The 25,525-nt window shown below is 46.2% G+C and carries 20 protein-coding genes; 2 read left to right on the top strand and 18 right to left on the bottom strand.

Annotated elements, in window-relative coordinates; translation table 11 throughout:
• The 14 genes from L1D23_RS14070 to L1D23_RS14005 form a co-directional block, all read right to left on the bottom strand.
• On the bottom strand, positions 1–189 hold the full coding sequence (locus tag L1D23_RS14070) for a zinc ribbon domain-containing protein (protein WP_239837643.1): 189 nt from the start codon (positions 187–189) through the stop codon (positions 1–3).
• Entirely contained in the window at positions 102–365 is a 264-nt protein-coding gene (locus L1D23_RS14065; RefSeq protein ID WP_239868579.1) for a hypothetical protein, read from the bottom strand. The genes L1D23_RS14070 and L1D23_RS14065 overlap by 88 nt, the downstream gene beginning before the upstream one ends.
• 156 nt (positions 366–521) lie before the next feature.
• Positions 522–1,388, bottom strand: coding sequence for an alanyl-tRNA editing protein (locus L1D23_RS14060; protein WP_239867316.1), 867 nt, complete (start codon positions 1,386–1,388; stop codon positions 522–524).
• 58 nt (positions 1,389–1,446) lie between these two features.
• Positions 1,447–2,931: a ribosome biogenesis GTPase Der gene (der, locus tag L1D23_RS14055; RefSeq protein WP_239837469.1), complete on the bottom strand. Its 1,485-nt coding sequence runs from the start codon at positions 2,929–2,931 to the stop codon at positions 1,447–1,449.
• Positions 2,932–3,096: 165 nt separating this feature from the next.
• A complete protein-coding gene (gene bamB / locus L1D23_RS14050; protein ID WP_239867313.1) occupies positions 3,097–4,257 on the bottom strand; it encodes an outer membrane protein assembly factor BamB in 1,161 nt (386 codons plus the stop codon).
• Positions 4,258–4,268: 11 nt separating this feature from the next.
• Positions 4,269–4,883, bottom strand: a complete 615-nt coding sequence (locus L1D23_RS14045) for a YfgM family protein (RefSeq protein WP_239837467.1) — start codon at positions 4,881–4,883, stop codon at positions 4,269–4,271.
• 61 nt (positions 4,884–4,944) lie between these two features.
• A complete protein-coding gene (gene hisS / locus L1D23_RS14040) occupies positions 4,945–6,213 on the bottom strand; it encodes a histidine--tRNA ligase (protein ID WP_239867310.1) in 1,269 nt (422 codons plus the stop codon).
• A 47-nt stretch (positions 6,214–6,260) separates the two neighbouring features.
• A complete protein-coding gene (ispG, locus tag L1D23_RS14035; RefSeq protein ID WP_239837465.1) occupies positions 6,261–7,379 on the bottom strand; it encodes a flavodoxin-dependent (E)-4-hydroxy-3-methylbut-2-enyl-diphosphate synthase in 1,119 nt (372 codons plus the stop codon).
• A gap of 8 nt (positions 7,380–7,387) precedes the next feature.
• Positions 7,388–8,374, bottom strand: a complete 987-nt coding sequence (rodZ, locus tag L1D23_RS14030; RefSeq protein WP_239867307.1) for a cytoskeleton protein RodZ — start codon at positions 8,372–8,374, stop codon at positions 7,388–7,390.
• Between the two features lie 322 nt (positions 8,375–8,696).
• Positions 8,697–9,821, bottom strand: a complete 1,125-nt coding sequence (locus L1D23_RS14025) for a bifunctional tRNA (adenosine(37)-C2)-methyltransferase TrmG/ribosomal RNA large subunit methyltransferase RlmN (RefSeq protein ID WP_239837463.1) — start codon at positions 9,819–9,821, stop codon at positions 8,697–8,699.
• 162 nt (positions 9,822–9,983) lie between these two features.
• Positions 9,984–10,412 carry a cysteine desulfurase sulfur acceptor subunit CsdE gene (csdE, locus tag L1D23_RS14020; protein ID WP_239867304.1) on the bottom strand — a complete coding sequence of 143 codons (429 nt, stop codon included), beginning with the start codon at positions 10,410–10,412 and terminating at the stop codon, positions 9,984–9,986.
• 17 nt (positions 10,413–10,429) lie between these two features.
• Positions 10,430–11,239 (bottom strand): tRNA cyclic N6-threonylcarbamoyladenosine(37) synthase TcdA, encoded by an 810-nt coding sequence (gene tcdA, locus L1D23_RS14015; RefSeq protein ID WP_239867299.1) that lies wholly within the window; start codon positions 11,237–11,239, stop codon positions 10,430–10,432.
• A 93-nt stretch (positions 11,240–11,332) separates the two neighbouring features.
• Positions 11,333–12,436: a murein transglycosylase A gene (gene mltA / locus L1D23_RS14010; RefSeq protein ID WP_239867296.1), complete on the bottom strand. Its 1,104-nt coding sequence runs from the start codon at positions 12,434–12,436 to the stop codon at positions 11,333–11,335.
• A gap of 79 nt (positions 12,437–12,515) precedes the next feature.
• The gene (locus L1D23_RS14005) at positions 12,516–12,896 is read right to left on the bottom strand and encodes a DUF2850 domain-containing protein (protein WP_239867293.1); all 381 of its coding nucleotides are present in this window, start codon (positions 12,894–12,896) and stop codon (positions 12,516–12,518) included.
• A gap of 244 nt (positions 12,897–13,140) precedes the next feature.
• Between L1D23_RS14005 and argA the strand changes: the two genes are divergently transcribed.
• Positions 13,141–14,478 (top strand): amino-acid N-acetyltransferase, encoded by a 1,338-nt coding sequence (gene argA, locus L1D23_RS14000; RefSeq protein WP_239837458.1) that lies wholly within the window; start codon positions 13,141–13,143, stop codon positions 14,476–14,478.
• Positions 14,479–14,728: 250 nt separating this feature from the next.
• Positions 14,729–14,908, top strand: a complete 180-nt coding sequence (locus tag L1D23_RS13995) for a hypothetical protein (protein ID WP_239837457.1) — start codon at positions 14,729–14,731, stop codon at positions 14,906–14,908.
• A 23-nt stretch (positions 14,909–14,931) separates the two neighbouring features.
• Here L1D23_RS13995 and recD read toward each other — a convergent pair whose 3' ends face one another.
• From recD to L1D23_RS13975, 4 genes are all read right to left on the bottom strand, one after another.
• Positions 14,932–17,037: an exodeoxyribonuclease V subunit alpha gene (gene recD, locus L1D23_RS13990; protein ID WP_239867289.1), complete on the bottom strand. Its 2,106-nt coding sequence runs from the start codon at positions 17,035–17,037 to the stop codon at positions 14,932–14,934.
• Positions 17,038–17,039: 2 nt separating this feature from the next.
• Positions 17,040–20,660, bottom strand: a complete 3,621-nt coding sequence (gene recB / locus L1D23_RS13985; protein WP_239867286.1) for an exodeoxyribonuclease V subunit beta — start codon at positions 20,658–20,660, stop codon at positions 17,040–17,042.
• A 255-nt stretch (positions 20,661–20,915) separates the two neighbouring features.
• Positions 20,916–24,377, bottom strand: coding sequence for an exodeoxyribonuclease V subunit gamma (recC, locus tag L1D23_RS13980; RefSeq protein WP_239867283.1), 3,462 nt, complete (start codon positions 24,375–24,377; stop codon positions 20,916–20,918).
• A gap of 94 nt (positions 24,378–24,471) precedes the next feature.
• A complete protein-coding gene (locus L1D23_RS13975) occupies positions 24,472–25,440 on the bottom strand; it encodes a TDT family transporter (protein WP_239867280.1) in 969 nt (322 codons plus the stop codon).
• Positions 25,441–25,525: the final 85 nt, after the last annotated feature.

The raw sequence follows: 25,525 nt of genomic DNA, 5'->3' as shown, positions 1-25,525 counted from the left end.
CTAACTCTGTTTGATAAATTCAATCCGCACTTTTGACTTGGATTTTAATTCATTGCAGGAATGGCAAAAATAGCTCGCTGATCCACACGCTTGGATTTTCTCTAGTTGCTTATTACAATCTGGACAGTAACCAACTTTGGTGTAATTACTTGCACAATCACTACAGCGATAGTGACCTTGCCATTCCAGTTCTCGTTGACATATTGGGCACTGATCCATTTTGACTCTCGTAATCGTTTTATTTTCTCGACCAACAGCTTATATTTGTTGCTATCGAGAACACAATGATCCACATCACGCCCAATGGCAAGTTTCGCTCGGTATGATGGGCTAAAGATCTTAATAAGATCATCGGCTAAATCCATTTTGATCAGCGATCACCCCCTAAAAGAATATTTATATCACCACACACCGAAAGCATAAGTTACATGTGCTGTTTTTGAACTTATAGCGATATAAAAAACCAAATTAAGTTAAAAATAACCAACAGATGAAAATTTAATAAAAAGATCCACTCTAGCTCATGCTGCTATTACATTGGTACGCATTTCGATATTTTGTGTATCAAGTTGAGTAAAACTCACCCTAACCGCTTTGTATTCATTAAGACTTTTAGCATGCGTGCCGCCACATGGAATTTCAGCTACGCTCCCTTCACCAAGATCACATTGCCAATATCGTGAGTCTGTTAAAGACTCTCCGCAGCACTTTATATTGATTTTTGCCTCTAAGGATAACCATTGTTCTATTTGTTGGTTAACCAACACCTGTATCTGTACAAGGTCTTTTAACACATCTGCGCTGTTCAAACCTCGTTTGCGCAAAGTTTTCCCTAAGCGGTAGGTATCGACACACTGATCTTCACTCACATAACTGGTTTCCTGAGCATAGCTATTAAAGTCATAGTTGCCGTGAGGGTCCTTGCGATCAGCATCTTTACGCCAATATCCATGCTCTACTAAGACCTTATTGAGCGCCAAAAATGCGATATGTCCTGCGCTATGTCCCCTGCTCAAGGCTTGCTGATAAGCTTTATCTACAACTAATGTGACTTCCTGACCGAGGCGAAGGTTTATTGCAGACTCTTCCAAACAATGCACTACGACAAATACCCAGCCCTGTGTGTCTCGCTTGACTGGAATGTCCTTATCCACGTAGAGCTCACCGCTGCTCAACTCAACCGCTCCCACTACACAATCTTTAACCTCGTACCCCTCTATCCTTCCCTTATCTGCTGGGTGATCAGGCCATATATGACTCACGGGATGAAACGGTGTCACCTCTGTGATGACATAGAGTGCATTTTCTCCCTGCTTAACAAGTTGAATAGAAGATGTAAGTTGCCAGATCTGATGGCAAAAACGTGTAATCGTCGGTGTCACTGACATTTTATGTATCCTATATAAAAAAAGCGCCCTTCTTAGAGGCGCTTTCATACAATCATTATTATTTTTTGCGATTTTTCATCATACTCATCAAGCGCTTACGTTTGCGCTCCTGAGAAAGGGTCATCTTGTTCGATTTACCTTCAAATGGGTTCTCACTACTCTGGAACTGAATACGAATCGGCGTCCCCATGATTTCCAATGACTTACGGTAATAGTTCATCAAGTAACGCTTGTAAGAGTCTGGTAGCTCATTAACTTGGTTGCCATGAATGACTACGATTGGCGGATTGTAACCACCAGCGTGTGCATACTTAAGTTTCACACGACGACCACGAACCAAAGGCGGCTGGTGATCTTCAGTCGCCATCTTCATTATACGGGTCAGGACAGATGTACCCACTCGGGTTGTCGCCGATTTATAGGCTTCTTGTACTGATTCAAACAAATGACCAACACCTGTACCATGAAGCGCAGAAATAAAGTGGATACGAGCAAAGTCAACAAAACCAAGACGACGGTCTAACTCTTTCTTCACGTGCTCTTTTACGTCCATATCCAGACCATCCCACTTATTGACCGCAATCACAATCGAGCGACCAGCGTTCAATGCAAAACCAAGCAAGCTTAAGTCTTGATCAGAGATATTTTCACGCGCATCAATCACAAGAAGTACAACATTCGCGTCTTCTACGGCTTTGAGCGTTTTAACAACCGAAAACTTCTCTACTGTTTCGTTGATACGCTTACGGCGACGAACACCAGCGGTATCAATCAGTACGTATTCACGGCCATCACGTTCCATTGGAATATAGATAGAATCACGCGTTGTGCCCGGCATGTCGTACACGACTACGCGCTCTTCACCAAGAATACGGTTTGTTAACGTCGATTTCCCCACATTTGGACGACCGATGATAGCCAGCTTGATAGGTTGATCCTGTAAGCGCTGGAATTCAGCTTCAGCTTCTTCTTCGGTGTAATCGAGCTTCTCTTCTTCATCGATGAAGTCGGTCAGATCTTCAATTTCACCCTGCGCTTCCTCGGCCATTTTCTCTGCAAAAGGATTGAGTGCACGATCAATCAGAGCACCAACACCACGGCCATGCGCTGCAGCGATTTGGTACATGTTTTCCACGCCTAGCTGCCAGAAATCAGCCGATGCTGCATCTGCATCAATACCATCAACCTTGTTCACAACCAACATTGAAGGTTTTTCAATTTTGCGCAGGTGGTTAGAAATGGCAATATCAGCAGGAGTCAGGCCGGCACGGCCATCCACCATAAACAGAACTACGTCTGCTTCATCAATCGCGGCCAGTGACTGCTCTGCCATTTTGGTTTCAACGCCTTCTTCAGTACCGTCGATACCGCCAGTGTCAATCACAATAAATTCGTGTTCACCAAGCTTAGCTTGGCCATATTTACGGTCACGAGTTAAGCCAGGGAAGTCCGCGACTAATGCGTCACGCGTGCGAGTCAGTCGATTAAACAACGTTGATTTACCAACGTTTGGACGCCCTACCAGAGCAACAACAGGTACCATAATAACCTCTACAATATGCTTTCTTTATGTAGTTATAGGTAACAACTCAGTAGAGTTCACTAATGAGCGCTTTACCTATAACCACATTACCTATGAGTATCTAAAACAAACAAACGGCTCCCAACTGTTACCAGCTAGGAGCCGAATGTGAATTATATCACACGATTACTTGGTAATGGTCAGTTTCTTTACATCGCCATCACGAGTAACAGTGATGTAGCCCTCTGGGACAACCACAGGTGACACAGCAAAACCACTGCTGCTGAGTTGCTGCTGAGCAACAAATTCGCCAGTATCACGATCTAACCAGTGAAGATAACCTTCACCGTCGCCAACAACCACGTAACCATCAATCAGTACGGGCGCTGTCAGCAAGCGGTGTTCAAGCTGTTCATTACTCCATAGCTCTGTGCCACTGCGTGCATCTACCGCAACCAGATAATCTTTATCTGTCACCATATACAAACGACCACCATCGCTGGCAAGATCGGTTGACGAAGAATACTTACGCTTCCAAACCGACTTTCCTGAACGCAAGTCTATTGCTGTTAACTGACCATTGTAGCCAACAATATATAGAGTACTACCTAGAACGAGTGGAGATGCATCAACATCAACCAAGCGATCAATTTCGGTTGCCCCTTGCGGTGTCGCAATCGGCTGTTGCCAGATCAACTGACCATGTTCTGCAATCGCAGCAGCCAAGCGGCCATTTGCCGTTCCCCAGAACACGCCACCCGATACGGTGATGGGTGCACTGTTACCTCGCAAAGTTAGGCTCGGTACTTCGGTACTAATGGTCCACTTACTATCGCCCGTCGCCTGATCCAGCGCAACCAACATACCTGTTGCAGTGTGGACAATAACCAGATTGCTTTCCGTTGCAGGCGCCGCTAACACTTCACCTTCCACATCAACGCGCCAGTTGACCTCACCAGTCTCTTCATTCAGGGCAATCACTTGACCGTTTTCACTACCAATAAAGATTTGGCTGTAACCTGCAGTGATACCGCCAGATAAACGGGCTGAAACATTTTGCTCAAGGTCCTGTTGCCATAATGTATGGCCATTTTCAGGATTGAGCGCCTTAACAACACCATCGCGGCTTGCCACAAAGATTTTGTCGTAAGCGTATTCAGGAGAAAGTTTAGAGAAGTAGTTGGATACCCCATCTCCAACACTGGTACTCCATTCGATAGCCGGCGTAAATTTACTTTCAACCTGAGGTACTGGTGCCATGATAATGGTGTCTTCTTCACTGGCACAGCCAGCTAAAACACCTAATATCGCAGCAGCAGTCAGTGCTTTTTTCAGCATTTTTTTCATGCATCGCACCCTTATTTAGCTAGATCGTCCAGCTTCATTTGTAGAGTCTGGCTCGCATCATCTGCTTGTTGCGCTTCAGTATACGCAGCATACGCACCTTCAGTATCTCCCTTACGTAGGAGAATATCACCTTTAAGTTCAGCCACTCGGCCAACCCAACCTTCATCTGTGATCGTTGCTAGCTCAGACACGGCAGAATCAAACTCACCTTGTTCTGCTTTCAAGCGCGCTAGGCGGAAAGCAATCACAGAAGTCAGAGCAGGATCATCCGTCGCTGTTTTCGCCCACTCTAACTGTGCCAGTGCTTCATCTAAGTTGCCTGCTTCAACCTGAGCTTTAGCCAGTTGTAGCGCAGCTAGCACTGCGTATTGCGTCTCTTTGTTAGCATCGATGAAGCTCTGAAGAGCCGCTTCACCTTCGATACCTTTCGCTGCCAATTCCTGAACGGCTTTGGTATAGCTTTCAGATGCGGCTTCTTGAGCTGCTGTCACTGAATCTTGATAATAGCGCCAACCGAATAGACCGCCTAAACCGATAACCGCGCCAAAAATGACGGCCTTACCGTTTTCTTTCCACCAATCTTTGATCGCTTCTACTTGTTGTTCTTCAGTATCGTAGAGTTCCACTTCCTGTCCTCTTAAATCTAAAAAGTGGCGAATAGAATCGCCACTTCAAATTTGAATGCGTTTAAACCAACTCAGCTAGCTTAGCGGCAACATCCGCTTGGCTATAAGTTTCTTGAGTACCACCAACTAGGTCTTTCAGTACTACAGTGTTATCAGCTACCTCGTTCTCACCAAGAACCAGTGCCACTGCTGCACCCACCTTGTCGGCACGCTTGAATTGTTTCTTAAAGTTACCACCACCGAAATGGTTCATCACACGAATGCCTGGAACTTGCTCACGTAGTAACTCAGCCAGCTTCATGCCCGCCATCATGGTACCTTCACCAGCTGTTACCATATAAACATCAACAGAACGACGAACATCCGTCAGCTCTAACGTTTCTAGCATAAGAACTAGACGCTCAAGCCCCATCGCAAAGCCCACTGCAGGTGTCGATTTGCCACCAAGTTGCTCAACCAGGCCATCGTAGCGACCACCACCACATACAGTGCCCTGAGCACCTAAGCTTTCGGTAATCCACTCAAACACAGTGCGATTGTAGTAATCTAGGCCGCGAACCAAACGCTCATTGACTGTGTATTCGATACCTGCGGCGTCAAGAAGTTCACAAAGACCAGCAAAATGTTCTTTTGACTCTTCGCCCAAATAATCTGATAGACGTGGCGCATCACCTAGAATAGCCTGAACGTCTGGATTTTTAGAATCCAGTACACGCAGTGGATTGGTATGCATGCGGCGTTTACAGTCGTCATCCAGCACATCAATATGCAGTTCAAGGAAAGTAATCAACGCGGTGCGATAGTTAGCACGATCTGCCTGTGAACCAATAGAATTCAACTCAAGGCGAACGTGTTTATCAATCCCCAACTCACGCCACAAACGTGCCGTCATCATGATCAGTTCAGCATCTACGTCTGGACCATTAAGCCCGAATACTTCCACACCACATTGGTGAAATTGACGGTAACGGCCTTTTTGCGGACGTTCGTGACGGAACATAGGGCCCATGTACCATAGGCGCTGCTCAGAACGATCAATCAGGCTGTTCTCAATACATGAACGAACACAGCCAGCAGTGCCTTCTGGACGAAGAGTTAAGCTGTCACCGTTACGATCTGCAAAGGTGTACATTTCCTTTTCAACCACATCAGTCACTTCACCGATAGCACGGCTAAACAGATGGGTCATCTCAACGATTGGCATGCGCACTTCGCTGTAACCGTATGCGCTGATTACATTCTTCACTGCGTTTTCAAGTTTCTGCCACAGTGGTGATTGAGTTGGAAGGCAGTCGTTCATGCCTCGAATTGCTTGGATTTTCTTTGCCACAGTTTTTTACCGTAAGAATGGTTACCGTAATCTAAATTACGTTGAGATTAATCGTTTACTTTTACGTCAATGCGGTTTTGCTTGTCCATCACTGAAGCTTTAGCACGAATTTTGGCTTCCAGCTGGCTAACCAGATCATCATTATCAAAGCGCTCTTTCTGGCGTTTGCCATCTTCATAGAAAGCGCTTTTCTTATTGCTGCCGGCAAGACCAAGATGAGAAACTTCTGCTTCACCTGGGCCATTGACAACACAGCCGATAATGGAGACATCCATTGGAGTGATAATATCTTCTAGACGTTCTTCAAGCGCATTCACTGTTCCAATCACATCAAACTCTTGACGCGAGCAGCTTGGACAAGCGATGAAGTTGATACCACGAGAGCGAATACGTAGAGATTTAAGAATATCAAAACCGACTTTGATCTCTTCAACAGGGTTCGCAGCCAATGAAATACGCAGCGTGTCTCCGATACCTTCCGCCAATAGCATTCCCAGACCGACAGAAGACTTCACTGAGCCAGCACGTGCACCGCCTGCTTCTGTAATACCTAAATGAAGTGGCTGATCGATTTTTTTCGCTAGCAAGCGATAGGAGTCAACCGCCAGAAAGACATCTGATGCTTTAACGCTGACCTTAAATTGATCGAAGTTAAGACGATCAAGAATATCAACGTGGCGCATCGCAGATTCGACTAACGCTTCAGGTGTGGGTTCGCCGTACTTCATCTGGATATCTTTTTCCAAAGATCCGCCGTTCACCCCAATACGAATCGGGATGTTTTTATCACGAGCACAATCAACCACCGCACGAATGCGATCTTCTTTACCGATGTTGCCCGGATTGATACGTAAACAATCCACACCGTATTCCGCGACTTTTAACGCAATACGGTAATCAAAGTGAATATCAGCCACTAACGGGATATTCACCTGCTGCTTGATTTGTTTGAATGCTTCAGCCGCATCCATGGTTGGTACAGACACGCGAACGATGTCCGCACCGACATTTTCCAGTGATTTAATTTGTGCAACAGTCGCTTCGACGTCTGTTGTTCTGGTGTTCGTCATCGACTGCACAGCAATCGGAGCGCCGTCACCAATGGGCACATCGCCCACGTAAATACGAGTCGATGGGCGACGTTTGATAGGAGATTCGTGTTGCATATTTAATTCTAAGGTAAGGTGAATCTTGCTACTTTGCCTGAAGTATACCCAGAAAGGTCAACAGGTTCACTTGATAATGTCATTGAAACGTTTTCAGGGGCTCCCAAAATCACTTTATAAGGTGTTTCGCCACTGACTTGCAAATCATGACCCGCTTTCTTAATGCCTGTAGCCAGCGTTTTCCCCGTCGCATCTTTTACTTGAATCCAGCAATCATCGCTGAATGACATCTCAAGCAAATTCTGATTGGTAGCGGGTTCTGGGGCCGACGCTTGCAATTTACTTTCTTCTGCCACCAATGGTTCCGGTTCTGCTTCTACAGCTAGAGTTTCTTCAGTCGGCTCAGCTGTTTCCGCAGGAGTGCCAGCTTTCGGTGGTTCAATCACTTCAAGCTCATTGTCTTGAGTGGCAACCGAAGTCGTCACCTCTTCCAATGGCTGCTCAACCAATTGCTGATCTTCTGGCGACTCATTGATCAAACTCGGCTCAATAGCAGCAAAGTCGAGTTGGTTATTCTCCGCCAGTTCTTGCTCAATTTTCATTTCCTGCTCAGTTGCCGTCGTCAACTCAACAACGCTGTTTTCCTGGTTCTGCCACCACCACACAGAAGAAATACCCACAATAACGGCAAAAATACCCCAAGTTAGGGTCATAATGCGGCTATCGTGTTTTTCTTTATTGGTCTTCTGCGAGAAGCTCTGCATCTTGTGCTCTTCATGTTGCGCTTCTCCGCAATCATCAAGCGCACACAGCACGACAGATTCTTTAATCCCCACGACACGAGCATAAGAGCGCAAATACCCACGAGTGAAGGTGGCAACCTGCTCACTCTCAAATTGGTTAGATTCGATGTTTTCAATGATGGAACGACGAAGACGCAGCCTATCAGCCACTTGCTGCTGTGTCAGGCCTAGTTCTTCTCGTTTTTGCTTTAAAATCGTACCCGCTTCGATTTTGTTCTCTTCTTGTACCGCAGTTTGCTGTTCTGCACTCATTTTTATAACGTCTCTTTTCAAGGGGATTCCAGCCAATCGCACATTTATTATTTTTCGTTAGTGGTGCTGGTTTTGTTCAGAATCCAGAATTTTTGAGGACATCGCCTCACCAAATTGCTTAAAAGTGCTTCACTAAAATCGCAGAGGAATAACCTCTAAAGCACTAAAGTTTAATTCTAATAGATATCAGAGATGAAACAACATAGAAAAGGCGCATAAATTACAAGCAGCTCAAGGTTTTTCCTGATTTTGACATAATTTAGCAATACCAATTTACAAAAAAGCCAGAGTTCAACTCTGGCTTTTCCATCAAAACTCTCAATTAAACGGCTTTGACTTCAATTGTGTCGCCCTTCGCTGCACGGAGCATCGCTGTACGTTTAGTGCGATCGATAACATCTCCGACCAATTGACCACAAGCAGCATCGATATCATCACCACGTGTTTTACGCACTGTCACTGTATGCTCATATTGCATCAATGTTTTCTGGAACCGGTCAATACGTGAATTGCTTGGCTTCTTGTAAGGTGAACCTGGGTAAGGGTTAAATGGAATCAGGTTGATCTTACATGGTGTGTCTTTGAGTAACTCAGCCAACTCACGGGCATGGTCCATGTCGTCATTGACATGATCCAGCAGCACATACTCTACCGTCACTTTTCCGCGGTTGGCATTTGATGACGCGATGTAACGACGAACTGAAGCGAGAAAGTCTTCGATATCCCAGCGATCATTAATTGGCATAATCTCACTGCGTAGCTTGTCGTTTGGTGCGTGTAGAGAAATTGCCAGCGCGACATCGATCTGCCCGGTCATCTGGTCCAAGCCAGAAACGACCCCTGATGTTGATACGGTTACACGACGCTTTGAAAGACCAAAGCCAAGATCATCCAGCATTAATTCAAGCGCAGGGATCAGGTTTTTCATGTTCAGCAAAGGCTCACCCATCCCCATCATCACAACATTAGTGATGGGGCGACGCCCTGTCTCTTTTTCCAAACCAATTTCGCGTGCCGCACGCCAAACCTGACCGATAATCTCAGAAACTTTCAAGTTGCGGTTAAAGCCTTGCTGAGCTGTTGAACAGAACTTACATTCCAATGCACAACCAACCTGAGAGGACACACATAACGTCGCGCGATCATCTTCTGGAATATACACCGTTTCGACATCCTGATCGCCAACCTTCATCGCCCACTTAATCGTGCCATCAGAGGAATGTTGAGCCTCTGCAACCACTGGCGCTTTGATTTCACAACGACGCATCAGTTTTTCACGTAGTTTCTTGTTAATGTTGGTCATCTTTTCGAAGTCATCGACACCGAAATGATAGATCCACTTCATTACTTGCTCAGCACGAAATGCTTTTTCACCCAGTTCTTCTGCAAAAAACTGGCGCATCCCTTTGCGATCAAAGTCGAGTAGATTGATTTTTTCAGTGGTCATGTGGCCTCACGAAACGACGTAACATTAATTAAGGGCGCGAATTGTACAGCCTTTATTCAGCGACAACAAGAGGTCTAACACCCTGTATTTTTTAAGGCATTAATATCTCAGTGATTAAATTTTATACAGATATAATCCCCCCGCCAAATCAGAGGAATGCAGTTATCGGGTGACTTGCTTTATTTGCTCAACAATGGCTTTTAGGCCGTTGCCTCTCGACGGGCTGAGGTGGGCAATAAGGCCCAACTTTTCAAAGTACTCATCTATATTAAATGTCTGAATTTCTGTATTGGTTTTGCCGTCATAAGCCGCCATGACCAGTGCAATAAGGCCACGAACAATACGTGCGTCAGAATCAGCACAAAAATGCCACACACCATCTGTATTTTCACTCACCAGCCAAACCTGGCTTTCACAACCTGAAACCGTGACTTGTTCAGACTTCAGCTCTTCAGGCATCATAGGAAGCTTCTTTCCCCACTGAATAACTTGGCGGTAACGATCTTCCCAACCTTTAAAGCCTTGCATAATCGTAACGATGTCTTCTGCTTGAATATCGGTGCCAAAAGGTGACGGTGGAAATGTGGACATAAGAATCTCCAAACGAACTATTTACGGTATTTCTGAATCAGCTTCTCGACAATGCGCGAAACCGCCACAAAGCCGAATGTTGCGGTAACGACCGTTGCCGCTCCAAACCCACTCGCACAGTCCATACGTTTTGGCCCTTCCGCTGTCGACTTCACACCACATACACTGCCATCTGGCTGAGGGTATTTCAGCTGTTCCGTTGAAAATACACACTCAATACCAAACTTACGCTGCGGATTCTTGGGGAAATTGTGATGCCGACGCAAAGTATCTTTGATTTTTTTCGCTAATGGGTCTTGGATGGTTTTGGTCAGGTCAGCAACTTGAATCTGGGTTGGATCGACTTGCCCACCCGCGCCGCCGGTAGTGATCACTTTAATCTTGTTGCTACGACAGTACGCCAGCAATGAAGCTTTCGCTTTCACGCTGTCGATCGCATCAAGCACGTAATCAAACTCTTTTGACAGATATTCATGCTGGTTGTCAGGGGTAATAAAGTCATCAATCAGATTAACTTTGCACTCTGGATTGATAAGCTTGACGCGTTCGGCCATCACTTCAATTTTACTCTGTCCCACCGTACCGTTCATTGCATGGATCTGACGGTTGATGTTAGTGACACACACGTCATCCATATCAATCAAGGTCAACTCACCGATACCTGTACGAGCTAATGCTTCGACTGCCCAAGAGCCCACGCCACCAATACCAATAACACAAACATGTGCCGCACGAAGGATTTCCACTTCGCTATTGCCGTAGAGACGTCGAGTGCCGCCAAAACGTTGGTTGTAGCTGTCTGAAGCCGGAGTATCAAGTTCGCGCATGGTGCTGTTCTTCCGCCGAGTAATGGTACAAAAATAAAGAGTGCGATTTATACGCACTCTTTATTAAAAAGTCTAGGTTGAGTTAAGCTCAAGCTATTTTAACTTCTCCGGCGGCAATGCCCAAGGTGCTTGAGTAGCGGAGTTTTCTAAACCCAATTTCCAAACTCGGCCAAAATGTTTGTAATGGCCAGCTTCTGTCCCTGCCCTTGGTCCCATTCCATGATAGAGATCGAGGTGATTCTGTTTCACCGCCCCGCCAGTATCAAGAACAATCAGTAAACGCAATTGATGCGCACCACTCCATGTACCGTCCGCATTAAGTAAAGGTACCTCAGCGAGAATAGGCGTTCCCATTGGGAAAATAGATCGGTCACCGGCAACAGAAGCCATTGGCAGCAGCGGGATCCCTGCTGTCCCAGTCACAGGCGCATCAGCTCTTGGCTCAAAAAAGACGAATGATGGGTTCTGTTCAAGTAGCTCGCGCACAGTTGCCTCATCATTAGCCAGCACCCACTCTTTGATGGCCTTTAAAGACATTTTTTCCCGCGGTACTTGATCACGTTCAATCAGTATTTTTCCGATACTGATATAAGCCTTGTTATTCTTGCCTCCATAAGCGAAATATTCCAGCGTGTCGTCATCTTCAAAATGGACAAACCCGCTACCCTGAACTTCCATCAAAAATGGGTCTATCATGTTCGCGGCATAGCCAAGTTCTAAGCCCTGACCTTCCAGCGCACCATCATAAATTTGTGCGCGTGTCGGGCAATCAATATCACATTCTGGTTTGCCATAAACCGGATACTTGTACGTTTCATTCGGTTCGTGACGTAATTCCATCACTGGCGAGAAATAACCAGTGAACAAGACGTTACCTTGCTTATCACCACCACCTAGCTGGGCCGTTTGAATGCCAAAGTCGCCTAACTGTGCTGGATCACCACTCTGTAACACCCATTCATTGAGCTTTTCATACAGTGGTTGATAAATGCGTGCCATTGAGGGCGACTTATTGATCACCTGCTGTGACTGTTTGGTGAACTCAGTAAAATCCCGCGGCTTATCTGATTCGACCACAGCTGTTTTATTCAGAATCGAATTAAATTCACCATCAAGATATTGTTGAGCACGATCGTGCGGTTGCGCGCAGCCAAACAAAATGCTAGCCGCCAAAATTGGAAGATATTTTTTGAACACAGGTTTTATTCCTTTCAAGCCCGAAACAAAGGATGACAAACTCAAAGGCTTAGCGCAATCGCATAGACGTTAACGGGTGTTATTTTTGAGCTTTTCTGACAATTGAATAGACAGGCTGGTAGCGAGGCTCGGAAATTAGCCTCATTTGACTGAAATCTTGATTGAGGATCAGATAACGACGCTCTATTTCGCCTACCCGAAACTCAACATAGGTGCCGTTGAAACGAAAGCGGGTATCGACAACACCACCATCAATAACCACTCCGGTTTCATTCAATACAAAACGATCCGCTGAGTACGGTGCAACTCCCTGTTCAACCCATGTTCCATATACCATTGAATTGGGGTGCTGAATATCTTGGTAGTGCTCATACAATGCCTTCGCCACAAATATCGAAGCAATCGCCAACGCAATAGCAAAGATGAGCACCGCTCGCTCTAGCAGTTTCTTTTTCGTCAACTTGATACGCCTAATTTGACTTCACGCCACAACAACTGACAAGTTTAATGATTGCATTAAGTGTTAACCTAATTACTTCACTTTGCTAGAAATACTTATCAAAACAGACCAATCTATAAGCCCTTAAAATAATCCCATGGATTCATCTAATCGAAATTTAGTGCCTATAACCAAAAAAAACTTGCCGACAACGGAATAAAAAAGCAATATATTTACATATAAATTCACACTAATTGGATAAATAGTGAAGATTCGTAATACCGCTTTAGTCAAAGGATTCCGCCAATCCGCGCCCTATGTGAACGCTCACCGCGGTAAAACCATGGTGATCATGCTGGGGGGAGAAGCGGTAGCAGATGGTAATTTTGCTAATATTATTAGCGATCTCGCTCTACTTCACAGCCTTGGCGTAAAAATCGTGCTGGTTCATGGTGCTCGGCCACAAATCAATCGAATTCTTCAACAATGTCAACATGATACACCCTACCACAAAGGTATACGGGTGACCGATGAGGTCAGTCTCGACTTTGTGATGCAAGCAGCTGGACAACTCCAATTAGCCATTACCGCTCAACTTTCGATGAGTCTTGGTAATACACCAATGGCAGGGACTCAGCTTAATGTCGTCAGCGGCAACTTTGTCATAGCACAACCTTTAGGCATCGACGATGGGGTTGATTACTACCACAGTGGTCGCATTCGCCGAATTGATGTGGAGGGTATTAATCGCACACTCGATCAAGGCTCCATCGTTCTACTTGGCCCGATTGCCAGCTCAGTCACAGGCGAATCCTTTAATTTGTTATCAGAAGAAGTTGCCACTCAAGTCGCAATAAAGCTTCGTGCTGATAAGCTGATTGGTTTCTGTTCTGAGCAAGGGGTTATTGATCATAATGGCAATGCTGTTGCAGAGCTCTTTCCTAGAGAAGCGGAACAATTCCTGGAAAAGCTGGAACAAGACAGTGACACTAGTGGCGATAACGCCTCTGGCACACTCAGGTTTCTTCGCGCTGCTACGACCGCTTGTCGCGCTGGCGTACCACGCAGCCATTTGGTGAGTTATAAAGTGGATGGCGCCTTAATTCAGGAGTTGTTCTCCTTAGATGGCATCGGTACCCAAATCGTTAGAGCCAGTGCAGAGCAAGTTCGCCAGGCAAACATTGATGACATTGGGGGCATCTTAGATCTGATTCGCCCACTTGAAGAACAGGGAGTCTTAGTCAGACGCTCCCGAGAGCAACTAGAGCAGGAAATCCATCAGTTCACGATAATCGAGAAAGATGGTTTGATCATTGGCTGCGCTGCGCTTTATCCCTACACACAAGAAAAAATGGCAGAAATGGCATGCGTCGCGATCCACCCTGAATACCGTGATGGCAATCGTGGAGTTCTGCTGCTCAATCACATCAAACTGCAATCAAAATCCCAAGGAATTAAACATATTTTTGTTCTCACAACCCGAAGCTTGCATTGGTTCCGTGAACAGGGGTTTGGTGAAATGTCCGTCGACTTTCTTCCTTCGCAAAAACAAAACCTCTACAACTATCAGAGAAAATCGAAGATCTTAGCTATTGAACTGTAATGCATAGTAATAAGACAAGGAGTTAGTCAGTTTCTCAATCTCATCTCACAGATGAAACACCTTTCTTTCCATTGTGATCCATTTTTCCACTTTATTTTGTCGCATTAACTGGTTAAAATTCGAGCTCCCTGATTCCCCTTAGCGGGAGAGGGAGCCCTATTGGACATGTCTTCAACTTACAGGTGAATACTCCTGTAAGTCGCACGGATTGCTTGAGGTAGATAACAACGTCACTAAGAGCAAATAACCGATGAAAACCATCATCTGTAACTCCATCCAGAGCTTCTGGGATATGGCTGATAACGAACTTCTGGAAGGGTTGGACGTCCACTGCGTCTTCCCTGTCAGCAAGGGGTTAAAAGCATTCATATTGAATTACCAAGAGAAATACCGTATTCGTAGCATCTCTTTTAGTCGATCCATTCGATAAATTTTATCAATAGCCATGGATGGTCATTGTTGCAAACGACTTACCAAACCACTTGCCCTTTCAGTTCTGATTTTTACCCCTCGCGACATTACCCTTTCATCGGCATACAAACTCAATCTTTGCTTGGCACGCGTAATTCCAGTGTAAATGAGTTCACGTGTCAAAATTGGGGTAAAGTCTGGTGGTAATATCATTAGGGTGTGCTCAAACTCACTGCCCTGAGATTTATGAATCGTCATCGCGTAAGCTGTTTCATGCTCTGGCACTCGGCTTGGAAGCACCGCTTTAACAGAACCATCAGGCAATTCAAAAAACACTTTGAGTCGCTCTCCCCCTTCCGAGTTATCACGCAGGCAAAGGCCGATATCACCATTGTACAAGCCCAACGCATGGTCGTTACGCACCACCATGACAGGTCGGCCGTGATACCAAAGCTCATCCTGAGTTTGGATCAGTTTACGAGCTTTGAGCGCACGTTCTACACGGACGTTAAGCCCGGTAATGCCAAAGTCACCTTCTCGCACAGCACACAACAAACGACATTTAGAGAACAGCTGCAGCGCGGCCTTTGCTCTGTGATGAGTAGTTTCAGCCAGTTCGGTATCGGGATCTATCGCGGTTTGCCCGATGCGCTGCAAATAATGGCTGTATTCCTGCACCAAGGTCTGAATCATCTGGCTGTAGCTCTCGCCATTAATGGGAAATTTAGCAATATCTTTAAAATCTCGCTGCCACACCCAATCAACTTTTTGTGTTGAACCAGAGTTAACCGCTTTCGCTAGTTGGCCGATTCCTGATCGCGCATCGAATCGGTAGCTCTTTTGCAACATACATAAGCTATCAGCAATGCTCACAGCGGTATTCGCTGTGTGAGCTAATGTCTGGTATCCCGTAAGCTGGGCAATCATGTTAGCTTGACTCGCGCTATAGCCTTGCTGGTGAAAAGCGCAAATATCACCCAGCACCGCACCGGCTTCAACAGAAGCAAGTTGGTCTTTATCTCCAAGTAATACCAAACGAGCATGCTTTGGCAAGGCGTCCACCAATTTATACATCATAGGCAAATCGACCATGGAAGCTTCATCCACGACTAAGATATCGAGATGAAGTGGGTTGTGCTGGTTGTGACGAAATTCTACTCTATTTGGCACCGCACCGAGTAAACGATGCAAAGTGCTGGCGTCGGTTGGAATTTGATCTTTAAGCGCAGGTTCAACAGGAAGTTCGGCTACGGCTTTACCGATAGACTCCGTCAAACGCGCGGCGGCTTTCCCCGTTGGCGCAACGAGCTTAATCACAGGCTCTTCGCCAGCTTGGTTCGCCTGAGTGATTAACGCAGCAAGCAATTTTGTCACTGTGGTGGTTTTTCCAGTTCCCGGCCCACCAGAAATCACCGCAAAGCGGCGTGTCAACGCTACCGCAGCAGCGACCTTCTGCCAGTTGACGCACACCGACAAAGGCACCAACTGATCCAACACATTCAATTGCTCGATTTTGGTCACATTAAGGAGCTTTTGGTCTATGGTAGGCCAATCGAGCAGCTCACTGCTCACCACATCAAGATGATCGCAGACTAGCTGCTGTCTGAGTACGGGGGTCGAACTCCCTTCAGATTGCGCGGAGGCCAGAGCAGTAAAGAGATAATGATAGTTTCTGGCAAACAGATGATTGAGCAATTCTGTTAGCTTTTGAACCTCTATAGGCTTTAAGATCATTGGTGACCCAAAGCTATTCAAACGACTCGCCAATACGACTTCATAATGCCAGTACCGATGCAGGTAAAGTCGCTCGCCGTCAAAAATCATCGGAGCTGACTGCCCTTGCTTGCCAACTAGGGAGGAAGACTCAAGTCGTGATGGCCAATTCACCTTCTGCAACCATTGATTCAGCTCAATAGCCGCTTCGCCAAACAACCCTAATTTGGCAGCCAAGTCCACAGCCTGCCCATAATTGTCAAACAGTGGTAAGCAAATATGTCCTTTACCTAACTCACAGCTGAGTACCGCCGCCATAAACGCAACATATTCATCGTTACTTTGGGCGAGAACAAAACGAGCAAACTGATAATCAATTTGTCGGATTGAGCCTTTGCTCGCCAGAGACTGAAGACACGAAAAGAGAACTTGCATGATTAGAGTAACTCCATCTGGCCAGAGCTGGACTGTTTCGGTTCGATAGGACGCCCATCAATCAGGCTGTCCATGTCTTCAAGAAATTCAAGCGTCGGACGCGCTGAGAAAATGCCGTGGCCACTTGCCCCATCCATACCGCGTAAAAACAGGTAATAGACTCCGCCGAAGTGAGTCTGGTAATTATAATTTGGCACACGAGATCGCAGGAAGCGGTGTAAAGCCAACGCATAGATTTGATATTGCAGATCATAGCGGTGATCCGCCATTGCCGATTTCAGGGCCTCGCCGTGGTAATCTGCGACATCACCTCCAAGGTAATTGGACTTCCAGTCAAGCACGTAATACTTGCCTTGATGTTCAAACACTAAGTCGATAAACCCTTTCAGCATACCCTGTGTGGAATGAAAACCGAGATCGCCCGCTTTAGCAGACAGAGGGTCATGACGCTGAATAACTCGATTCAATGCCGGTGCTGTCAGTATTTCAATCGGCAACAAGAACTCCATTTCCACTAAACGCTGATCCGGCTGCTTTTGATTGAGTTTCAGTTGCTTACCATCCAGAGGGGTAGCCAATACCGTGTCGACAAGCTGCTGCAAAACTGGTAGCCAAGCGGAGTCTAACTGCTCACTCTCCATTAGACTCACAATAATTTCTCTATTATTGTCTGACGTGGCAGGTTCGGTAAATTCTACTTCTTCAAACAGGGTGTGAAGGAAGGTACCGGGTCTAGCGCCTTTGGGGAAAGTGAAAATACTCTTCTCAGGTTCCAGCGCCTCTTCGTTCTGCAGCTCATCAGAGGAATCGACATCCAACAACAGAATGTCCGTCACGGCATCCTCAAAATGGTGACTTGTGCCTTGCTTTACCAAACCTGAATAGCTGGTTATGCGCCAATTACGGTCGATTTCATTGTTCAACTCATTGGCGTGCAGTGCTTGCTGTCCTGCTTCTCGAACTACCAGCTTTTCATTGACGCTTTCCGGTAATCCTTCCACTCGAACACAACTCAGTTGCTGAGTTTGTTGGTGCAGCGCCGCTGTTAAATCTGCGATGCCACCTTGTTCGCCGTTTTGTAATAAGTACCCCATCGCACTGTGATGTACACCTGTCGGCTCTTTGGTCGAGCGTCCATTACGCAACGGAGCCGTACCAATGAAACAACCATAAACAGCTCGGGTAAGAGCAACATAGATCAAGCGCAAATCTTCCGCCAAACGCTCTTTATCGGCTTGCTGTAATGACGCATCCTGCTTAGTGATATCAAGAATGGTTTTGTCCAAAGCACTATCGTAGTACTTGGCTTCACTCGCCTCTCGATAACTGAATACGAACGGCAAGAACACCAACTCGTATTCCAATCCTTTTGATTTGTGAATGGTTACTATCTGGACTAAATTACGCTCCGATTCCAAGCGCTGGATTTGATCGTCACTGCCTCCCAATCCATTACGGGCATCACTGATCGATTGTGCCAACCAGCGCAACAAGCCGTGATCGCTATCTAGCTCTTGGCTGGCTTGCTGGAGCAGCTCTCCGATGTGCATAAAGTCAGTCAGAGATCGCTCACCGTTTTCTTCTTCGAGCAATCTCTCAGCGATGTGCCTTTTACTCATTACGCTACGCAGCATCGGCAGTACGCCACGCTGGCTCCACAAACGACGATATTCTTTAAACTCATTAATGGCGTTTTCCCATTCGTTTTCATCGTTATTGAGTTTGTCGAGGCTTCCTGCATCAAGGGCAAATAACTCCGACGCGAGGCTAGCCCTTAAAGCTCGATCGTTTTCTGGTGTGAGCACAGCTTGGAGCAAGCGCTGTAAATCTTCGGCCACTTGTGAGACAAACACACTATCTCGATTGGACAGATAGACGCTGGCAATCCCCTTCTCAGCCAAGGCTTGTTTGATCATTCGACCTTCGCTGCCCGTTCGAACTAACACCGCAATGTCTCCAGCCTGAATGGCGTGTTGCGACTTTCCGTCATCAAAACATGCTTGCTCATTCTGCGCGGCCGACAAAATATGATGGATCTTATTCGCACAGGCTTGTGACATGGCTTGGTGATAGTCACCTTTCGCTAAAGGCTTCTCTTCCGCTTCTTGTAACCAGTAAGTCATTGCTGGTTGAGGTTGCCCGTCGATCATCCATCGACGTTTATCTGCATTCGGGCTCGAGTTAACCGGAACAAACGGAATATCCTCATCGTAGATAAAAGGACTATCTGGCGTTTGAAACACCTGATTCACCGCAGCAACCATCTCTGAGCTAGAACGCCAGTTAGTCCCTAGGGTGAAGTGTGAGGAAACCTGATTACGTGCTTTAATGTAAGTAAAAATGTCCGCACCGCGAAAGCCGTAAATGGCCTGTTTGGGATCGCCAATCATAAACAAGCCACATTGAGGGTTATCGAGATAGATACGGCTGAATATGCTGTATTGAAGCGGATCAGTATCCTGGAATTCATCAATCATGGCGACCGGATAGAGAGAGCGAATCCGCTGAGCCAGTTGTTCACTGTCATCTCCATCAATCGCGGCAGAAAGTTGCGTGAGTAGATCATCAAACGACAACCACTGTTTCTGCTGCTTTGCTTTCGCTAACATATCACGGCACTGCTCTATAGCATGTGCCAGCAATGGTGCTTCCAAGCTGATAGGATGTGCGAGAAACTGCTCAATCGCCAAAAAAGTGGAGTGGCTTGGCGCCTGCCCTTTGGGTGTTTTCTCTTGTAAAACATTCTGGGCAAACTTTTCCAGTTTATCCGGATAGTCATAGCCCGTAGTTTCACTCGCTGCCCACATATCGACCACTTCAAGCCAGGCAGGCAAGGATTTTTTGGTGTAGCTTCGTTTATTGACATCTGATTCACTGATCAGGGCAAGATAGTCTTGCTGACCTTGACGCCAAATCGCTTTGAGATCGTCAATTTGCTTAAGATTCTTGGCATGTAACTCAGCCATACTGCCCTGCATCGCGGGCACTGATAGCTGTATGGGCGCTCCTGTTAAGTATGGAGAGATCTTTTTTAGTAATGCAGCAGGAGAGTCCCATATTCGCCGCACTTCACCAGCAAGCTGAAAAGGTAACGGGTAAAAATTGCGTCGCCAGTAATCTGCCACAACCTGAGCTTTGAGGTGACTTTCATCCGTGACGAATTCATTATTAAACCGACAACCTGACTCAAACGCATTTTGAGTCAGCATGCGCTGACAAAAGCCATGAATCGTGTATACCGCCGCTTCATCCATCTGCCTTTCGGCTTGGAGTAAAATATCAGCCGCTTGAGAGTGATCGTCAATGTCTTCAAGCAAAGGCTGAATAACAGGATCATGACTTTGCCCACGTGAAAAGGCCAACCTTGCATCATGAATTCGGGCTCGAATTCGGTCTCTCAACTCGGCAGTTGCCGCCTCGGTAAAGGTGACCACCAGTATTTGGTCGACCGTTAATGGCTGTTGATGTTTGCTCTCTGAACAGCCGTGGCCCAGTAATAGCCTAAGGTACAAACCTGCGATAGTGAAGGTTTTACCAGTTCCAGCCGACGCCTCAATTAAGCGCGCGCCATGAAGTGGAAAAGTCATGGTATTCAGTGACGTTACCATTGACGTGGATGTCATAAAATTCTAGCCCTTGATGCATTAGTTCCAGATCCAAGTGTGACCTAGATTTTAAAATGATATTTATCAATAACAATCCTATTCAAGATAGGATTTTATGAGACCTTTCTCACGGCAAGCGAGTGGACTTACCGATAGTATGCGCAGCATGACTTACGTTGGCCATGCCTGACGCTAAGCAACCAAATCATGGTCCCTCTGACCTGTGGCCGTACAGAAAACACCCTACACAAATAATGATTTCCTGGCGGCCACCTATTTATCTATCTCTTGATTGTTTTTCACTGTAAGCCTCGGCGCTTGTAATACTAACGTCGTCAAAAGCCTGACTTGCATCGCCAACTCTTCACTCCATTGAGGCCAGATACGGGCAATATAAGAATTCGCACCTTCCCCTGGACTCAAGTAACTGTCGTTAAATGTGTCTGCCATTTTCTTTAGCGCTTTTTCTTCATCATCAACCCAATTGCCACGATTGAAGCCAGCTTCGACACAAGCTAAGGCCGTATTAGGAAAATACGCTAAAGGCGTTGTCATTCCTTGATAGAACAAACGAACCAGTTCTCCCAGTGTCGATTGAGCAACCGCTGCATTCTCTAACGCTGGATAAGTTAGGTGTACAACGCCTTCTTTACGATCATAGCCAACCATGTGCGAGCATTGATAATGCCCCATCGCATTCATGGCTAAATGATCGATCCAGACAGCAAGGTAATCCTGAGCGCGAATACGTCCACTACGAAAGCGGACTAACCCCGATTGATAGCTCTGTGTGAGCCACCCCGTCAACTTAACAGGTTTACCTTCTCCCAATACATCAAAGGCCAATTTCACTTCAAGATCGTCGTTAGGTGAACCACATAGCCAAGCAAGTTTTTCTACCAGTTCTTCGGCTTGAACCCGATTAGTTTCAAATTCGATATCACCAAATGCGCCTACCGGTAGCTTGCCTTGTGCACGCTGGTGAGCAATGAAATCATTAATAATGGCTTGCTGGTCCCCTTCTCCACTAAGCTGGTGCTCAAGCAACAGTTCCAGCAGGCTATCACGCATTTGATAGCTTTCTAAACCATTCAGCACAAATGGCTCATCATCTTCCATTACAGGTAATGGGGGTTCAAACACCACTTTTAGACGGCGATTAAAGAAATACTGTACAGGCAAACGCCAGAAACGTTGTAACTCAACCAAGTCCAGTTCAAGCGGATACACAGCATCCAACAAATAATCACTTAACTGGCGATTAAACTTCCCACCGACTTGACCTTGTCGACTCGCGGCAGGTAACCATTCTTTGGCGTAACTAGCACTATTTTCAACAAACGCACTTGGACTAAATGGCACCATTGGGTGACTGGCTCGGATACAACTCAGTAAACGCTGACCCGATTCATCCACCGCTAAGTTTTCATCTCCTGCCAAGCAATAATTTTGTTGGCAATACTCCATTAATTCAGACACTAATACCGATGGCACTCGCTCAGTATTGTCCTGAATCGAGCGACCTACATAGCTGATGTAAAGTGTGTGCTGTGCAGATAATAAGGCTTCCAAAAATAGATATCTGTCATCATCCCGACGAGAGCGATCACCGGGCTTCGCTCGGCCATTCATTAGATCAAACCCTTCCGGTGGAACCGTTCGAGGGTAAATACCATCGTTCATCCCAAGTAGGCAGACGGTACGAAATGGAATTGAGCGCATCGGCATCAAAGTACAAAAGTTCACTTGGCCAGCGAGGAAGCGCTGGCTGACTCGAGTTCCAGACAGTTTGTTATGCAAATATTGCGGGACTATACTTGGCGTCAACGCCTGTTTATACGCAGCATCTTGAAGCTGATCTTTTAAAGATGTGAGCGTATCTCGAATCGACTTGAGCGCGGCTTCGCCCTCCAAATCAACACGAAAGAAGTCATCCAATGCTAGCGTTAATGTCTCACGCCACTGCTCAATAGGCTGGGTTTTGGCTAGTTGGCTGCGGTAATGGCTGACGGTTTCGATAAAGTGGGCCAGTTTCCCCGCTAACTCAGCGCCCATGCCTTGAACCTGATTATAGGGTGACAACAAACCACTTTCGGTTTCGAGTAAACCTGCAGACTCTGGCATCGCATAACCAAGTAACATACGCTGAATACCAAACTGCCAAGTATTTTGCGATATTTCAGGCAAATCAAACTCTTCACCAGTGTGGTGATTAAGTCCCCAACGAATGCCCGACTCTTCTACCCACTGCTTCGCTTGAATGAACTCATCCTCATCCAAATCAAACCGCGCTAGAATCGATGGCGTTTCAAGTAGCTCAAGTAACTCAGAAGCAAGACAGCGAGTATTCGGCAAGTTAACAACCTGCATAAACGCATGCAAAATCGGGCTTTCCTGATCAGCCGTTCGGTCAGAAATAGAATAAGGGATGAAGCGCTCACCCGGTGCATTGCCAAACACAGCCTGAATAGCCGGACTGTAGGCATTAATATCTGCGACCATAACAATGATATCGCGTGGTTTAAGGCTTGGATCTGCATCAAACATCGCCAGCAATTGATCATGCAGTACTTCCACTTCACGCATCGGGCTATGGCAAACATGCAATGTGACCGAGCGATCCTGTGCATCAATCACCTGTTTGTGATAGCTATCATCAAGTTTTTTATCATCCTGATGCTCTTCAAGATTAAGAATGTCTGCCTGTAGGTGATGCAGCAAAGAATCACGATCAATATCAACGAACGCTTCAATTTCGTGAGCCTCTAGTTGAGACAGTAAATACATATTATCTCGACCTAACTTGCCCATCGAAGCAAGTAAACTGTTACCGACCACATTGGTATGCAGTTCATCATCAAGGTTTTGCTCGATATCACCTTTCAGTTGCTGAGATTCGCCCTCCATCTCAGAGTGGTCTTGTTTCCATACCAAATGCTGTCGATGCCGAGCCGCCAAACGGGCAAGGTATTTACGATCGCGCACCTCTCCCCAATAGTAACGACAAGGGTTAGTAAACATCAGATGGACATCAATATGCTCACCGATGGCTTTCAGTGCGTCCATGTAACGAGGGGGTAGCGAAGTGATACCAAAAACAAACAATCGCTTCGGTAAATGTTCAAAGTGACCACTGCTGTTTTCCAGCGTATCAATGAAATGTTCGTAAAGGTTGGCACGATGATAAGGTGACTGCCCAAGCGCCACAGTATGGTCGTATAATGCCTGCCACAAAATAGGCTGCCAGCAATGTTCTTCACCCAGTTCCGCCACCGTTTTCCCAGCTTCCCAGCGGGCAATCCACTCAGGGCGATAAACCAGATAACCATCGAAAATATCAGCGATTTTTTCAGCCAGTTGATACAGCTTACTCTGATCTTCATCATCCACCAGATAGTGCTTAAGTGCTTCGAACTCGGCTTGTTCGAGAAGCTCAGGAAGAATAAACATCAGCTTCCATGTCATGGCTTCTTTGTTGAATGCACTTCGCTGAGGCACATCTGGTAATACCTGAGTGAACATATTCCAGATGAAAGTAGCAGGGAGTGGGAACTCAATGTTTGCAGCGACACCAAATTCTTTAGCTAACTCGATTTTCAGCCATTGAGACATACCTGGGCTCTGAACCAGAATTTGCTCTTTTTCGAACGGGTTATCCAGTGGGTTAAGCCGAACCAATTCGACGAGTAAAGATTTTAAAACGTCAACTTGGTTGGAATGGTAGACAGTAAACAAAATGCACTCACACTATTCTTGCCACAATTGGGTTGAGATTAGCATAAGTGCATCACTTTCTTGATCATTATACGCCGATCAATGCATCAAAAGGCTACGCATTACGCACTATGACTTTGTGAGGCTGATAGAAACTGAAGTAACGCCATGCGACATATCCCACAACCCCGGTCGCGACTATCAGCTCAAAGCTCGCTAACATTTGCACTTGATCGACATAATGAGCCTCAACACCGATCTGTTGCATCCATCCTGCCAACTTAAATAATGCTGTTGAACCAATGACCATTGGGAAAGTAAACGCGGCGTAACCTGGACTAAACGGTAGCCGTAATAGTCTGAAAAACGAGAGATAAATGATCGCAGTCATCAAAACACCGATGCCAAACAACAAGCCAACAATCACAGGCGAGGGCTGTGCTGACACCGTCAGATAACCAGCTAAGGATAAACTCGCGGGGGCCGCCATAATCGCCAAGGTTGGTTTCGCCGCATCAGGCACTTGGCGGGTAAACATAAAACGATAAAGCATCATTGGTAGCATAACGGCATACGCCAGCATGCCAAAAACTAATGCGCCATGTGCTATCATCGCAAGATCCGGATTACCCGAAAACGACACATCCGCGACAATAATCCCCACTGGCGGCACAAACCAGCTTGGTACCATATGATGAAGTTCAAATTCCTGAGCGCGGTGATAAACAAAGCTAACAAGAAAAATAATATGCAGCCCGACCGCCCCTAACCAAAGCGCATCTCCCATCACTGGGGAAAAATGGCCGAGTGAGTGAGACACCACCATGGTGCCCATTGCAAATGTCGGAACCACACTGCCCACCACAGGATGGGCCAGATCTTGACTCAATAGATGTCGATGAAATAAAAACTTTACTGCCAAAACGATAAGCAACACACTGGCTAGCGCAGCTCCAGCCCATTGGCCGTAACCATGCAAAGGCGCAAAGTTTTCCCAACACCAGCCTAAACTGGCAATCCCCAGCGCTAATCCTGCCATAGGTGTCGGTGCACCCATCACTTTTGCTTTTGTCGCTTGAATCATGATTGCCTCACACTCTTTCTTTTGCAGAGGCAATATTACGCTTGCTAAACGTTCGGATATATCTAATTATTTAAAACACTTGTTC

Source organism: Vibrio sp. Isolate24 (genome assembly GCF_022398215.1).
GTDB classification, from domain to species: Bacteria; Pseudomonadota; Gammaproteobacteria; order Enterobacterales; family Vibrionaceae; genus Vibrio; species Vibrio coralliilyticus_A.
Note: the sequence above shows the minus strand (reverse complement) of the source record. Positions and strands in the feature narration are given on the sequence as shown.

Bases quoted from the DNA above. Each gene is read 5' to 3' on its own strand.
- L1D23_RS14065 (WP_239868579.1), bottom strand. From the start codon at position 365: ATGGATTTAGCCGATGATCTTATTAAGATCTTTAGCCCATCATACCGA.
- L1D23_RS14060 (WP_239867316.1), bottom strand. From the start codon at position 1,388: ATGTCAGTGACACCGACGATTACACGTTTTTGCCATCAGATCTGGCAA.
- der (WP_239837469.1), bottom strand. From the start codon at position 2,931: ATGGTACCTGTTGTTGCTCTGGTAGGGCGTCCAAACGTTGGTAAATCA.
- bamB (WP_239867313.1), bottom strand. From the start codon at position 4,257: ATGAAAAAAATGCTGAAAAAAGCACTGACTGCTGCTGCGATATTAGGT.
- ispG (WP_239837465.1), bottom strand. From the start codon at position 7,379: ATGCAACACGAATCTCCTATCAAACGTCGCCCATCGACTCGTATTTAC.
- rodZ (WP_239867307.1), bottom strand. From the start codon at position 8,374: ATGAGTGCAGAACAGCAAACTGCGGTACAAGAAGAGAACAAAATCGAA.
- L1D23_RS14025 (WP_239837463.1), bottom strand. From the start codon at position 9,821: ATGACCACTGAAAAAATCAATCTACTCGACTTTGATCGCAAAGGGATG.
- csdE (WP_239867304.1), bottom strand. From the start codon at position 10,412: ATGTCCACATTTCCACCGTCACCTTTTGGCACCGATATTCAAGCAGAA.
- tcdA (WP_239867299.1), bottom strand. From the start codon at position 11,239: ATGCGCGAACTTGATACTCCGGCTTCAGACAGCTACAACCAACGTTTT.
- L1D23_RS13995 (WP_239837457.1), top strand. From the start codon at position 14,729: ATGAAAACCATCATCTGTAACTCCATCCAGAGCTTCTGGGATATGGCT.
- recD (WP_239867289.1), bottom strand. From the start codon at position 17,037: ATGCAAGTTCTCTTTTCGTGTCTTCAGTCTCTGGCGAGCAAAGGCTCA.
- recB (WP_239867286.1), bottom strand. From the start codon at position 20,660: ATGACATCCACGTCAATGGTAACGTCACTGAATACCATGACTTTTCCA.
- L1D23_RS13975 (WP_239867280.1), bottom strand. From the start codon at position 25,440: ATGATTCAAGCGACAAAAGCAAAAGTGATGGGTGCACCGACACCTATG.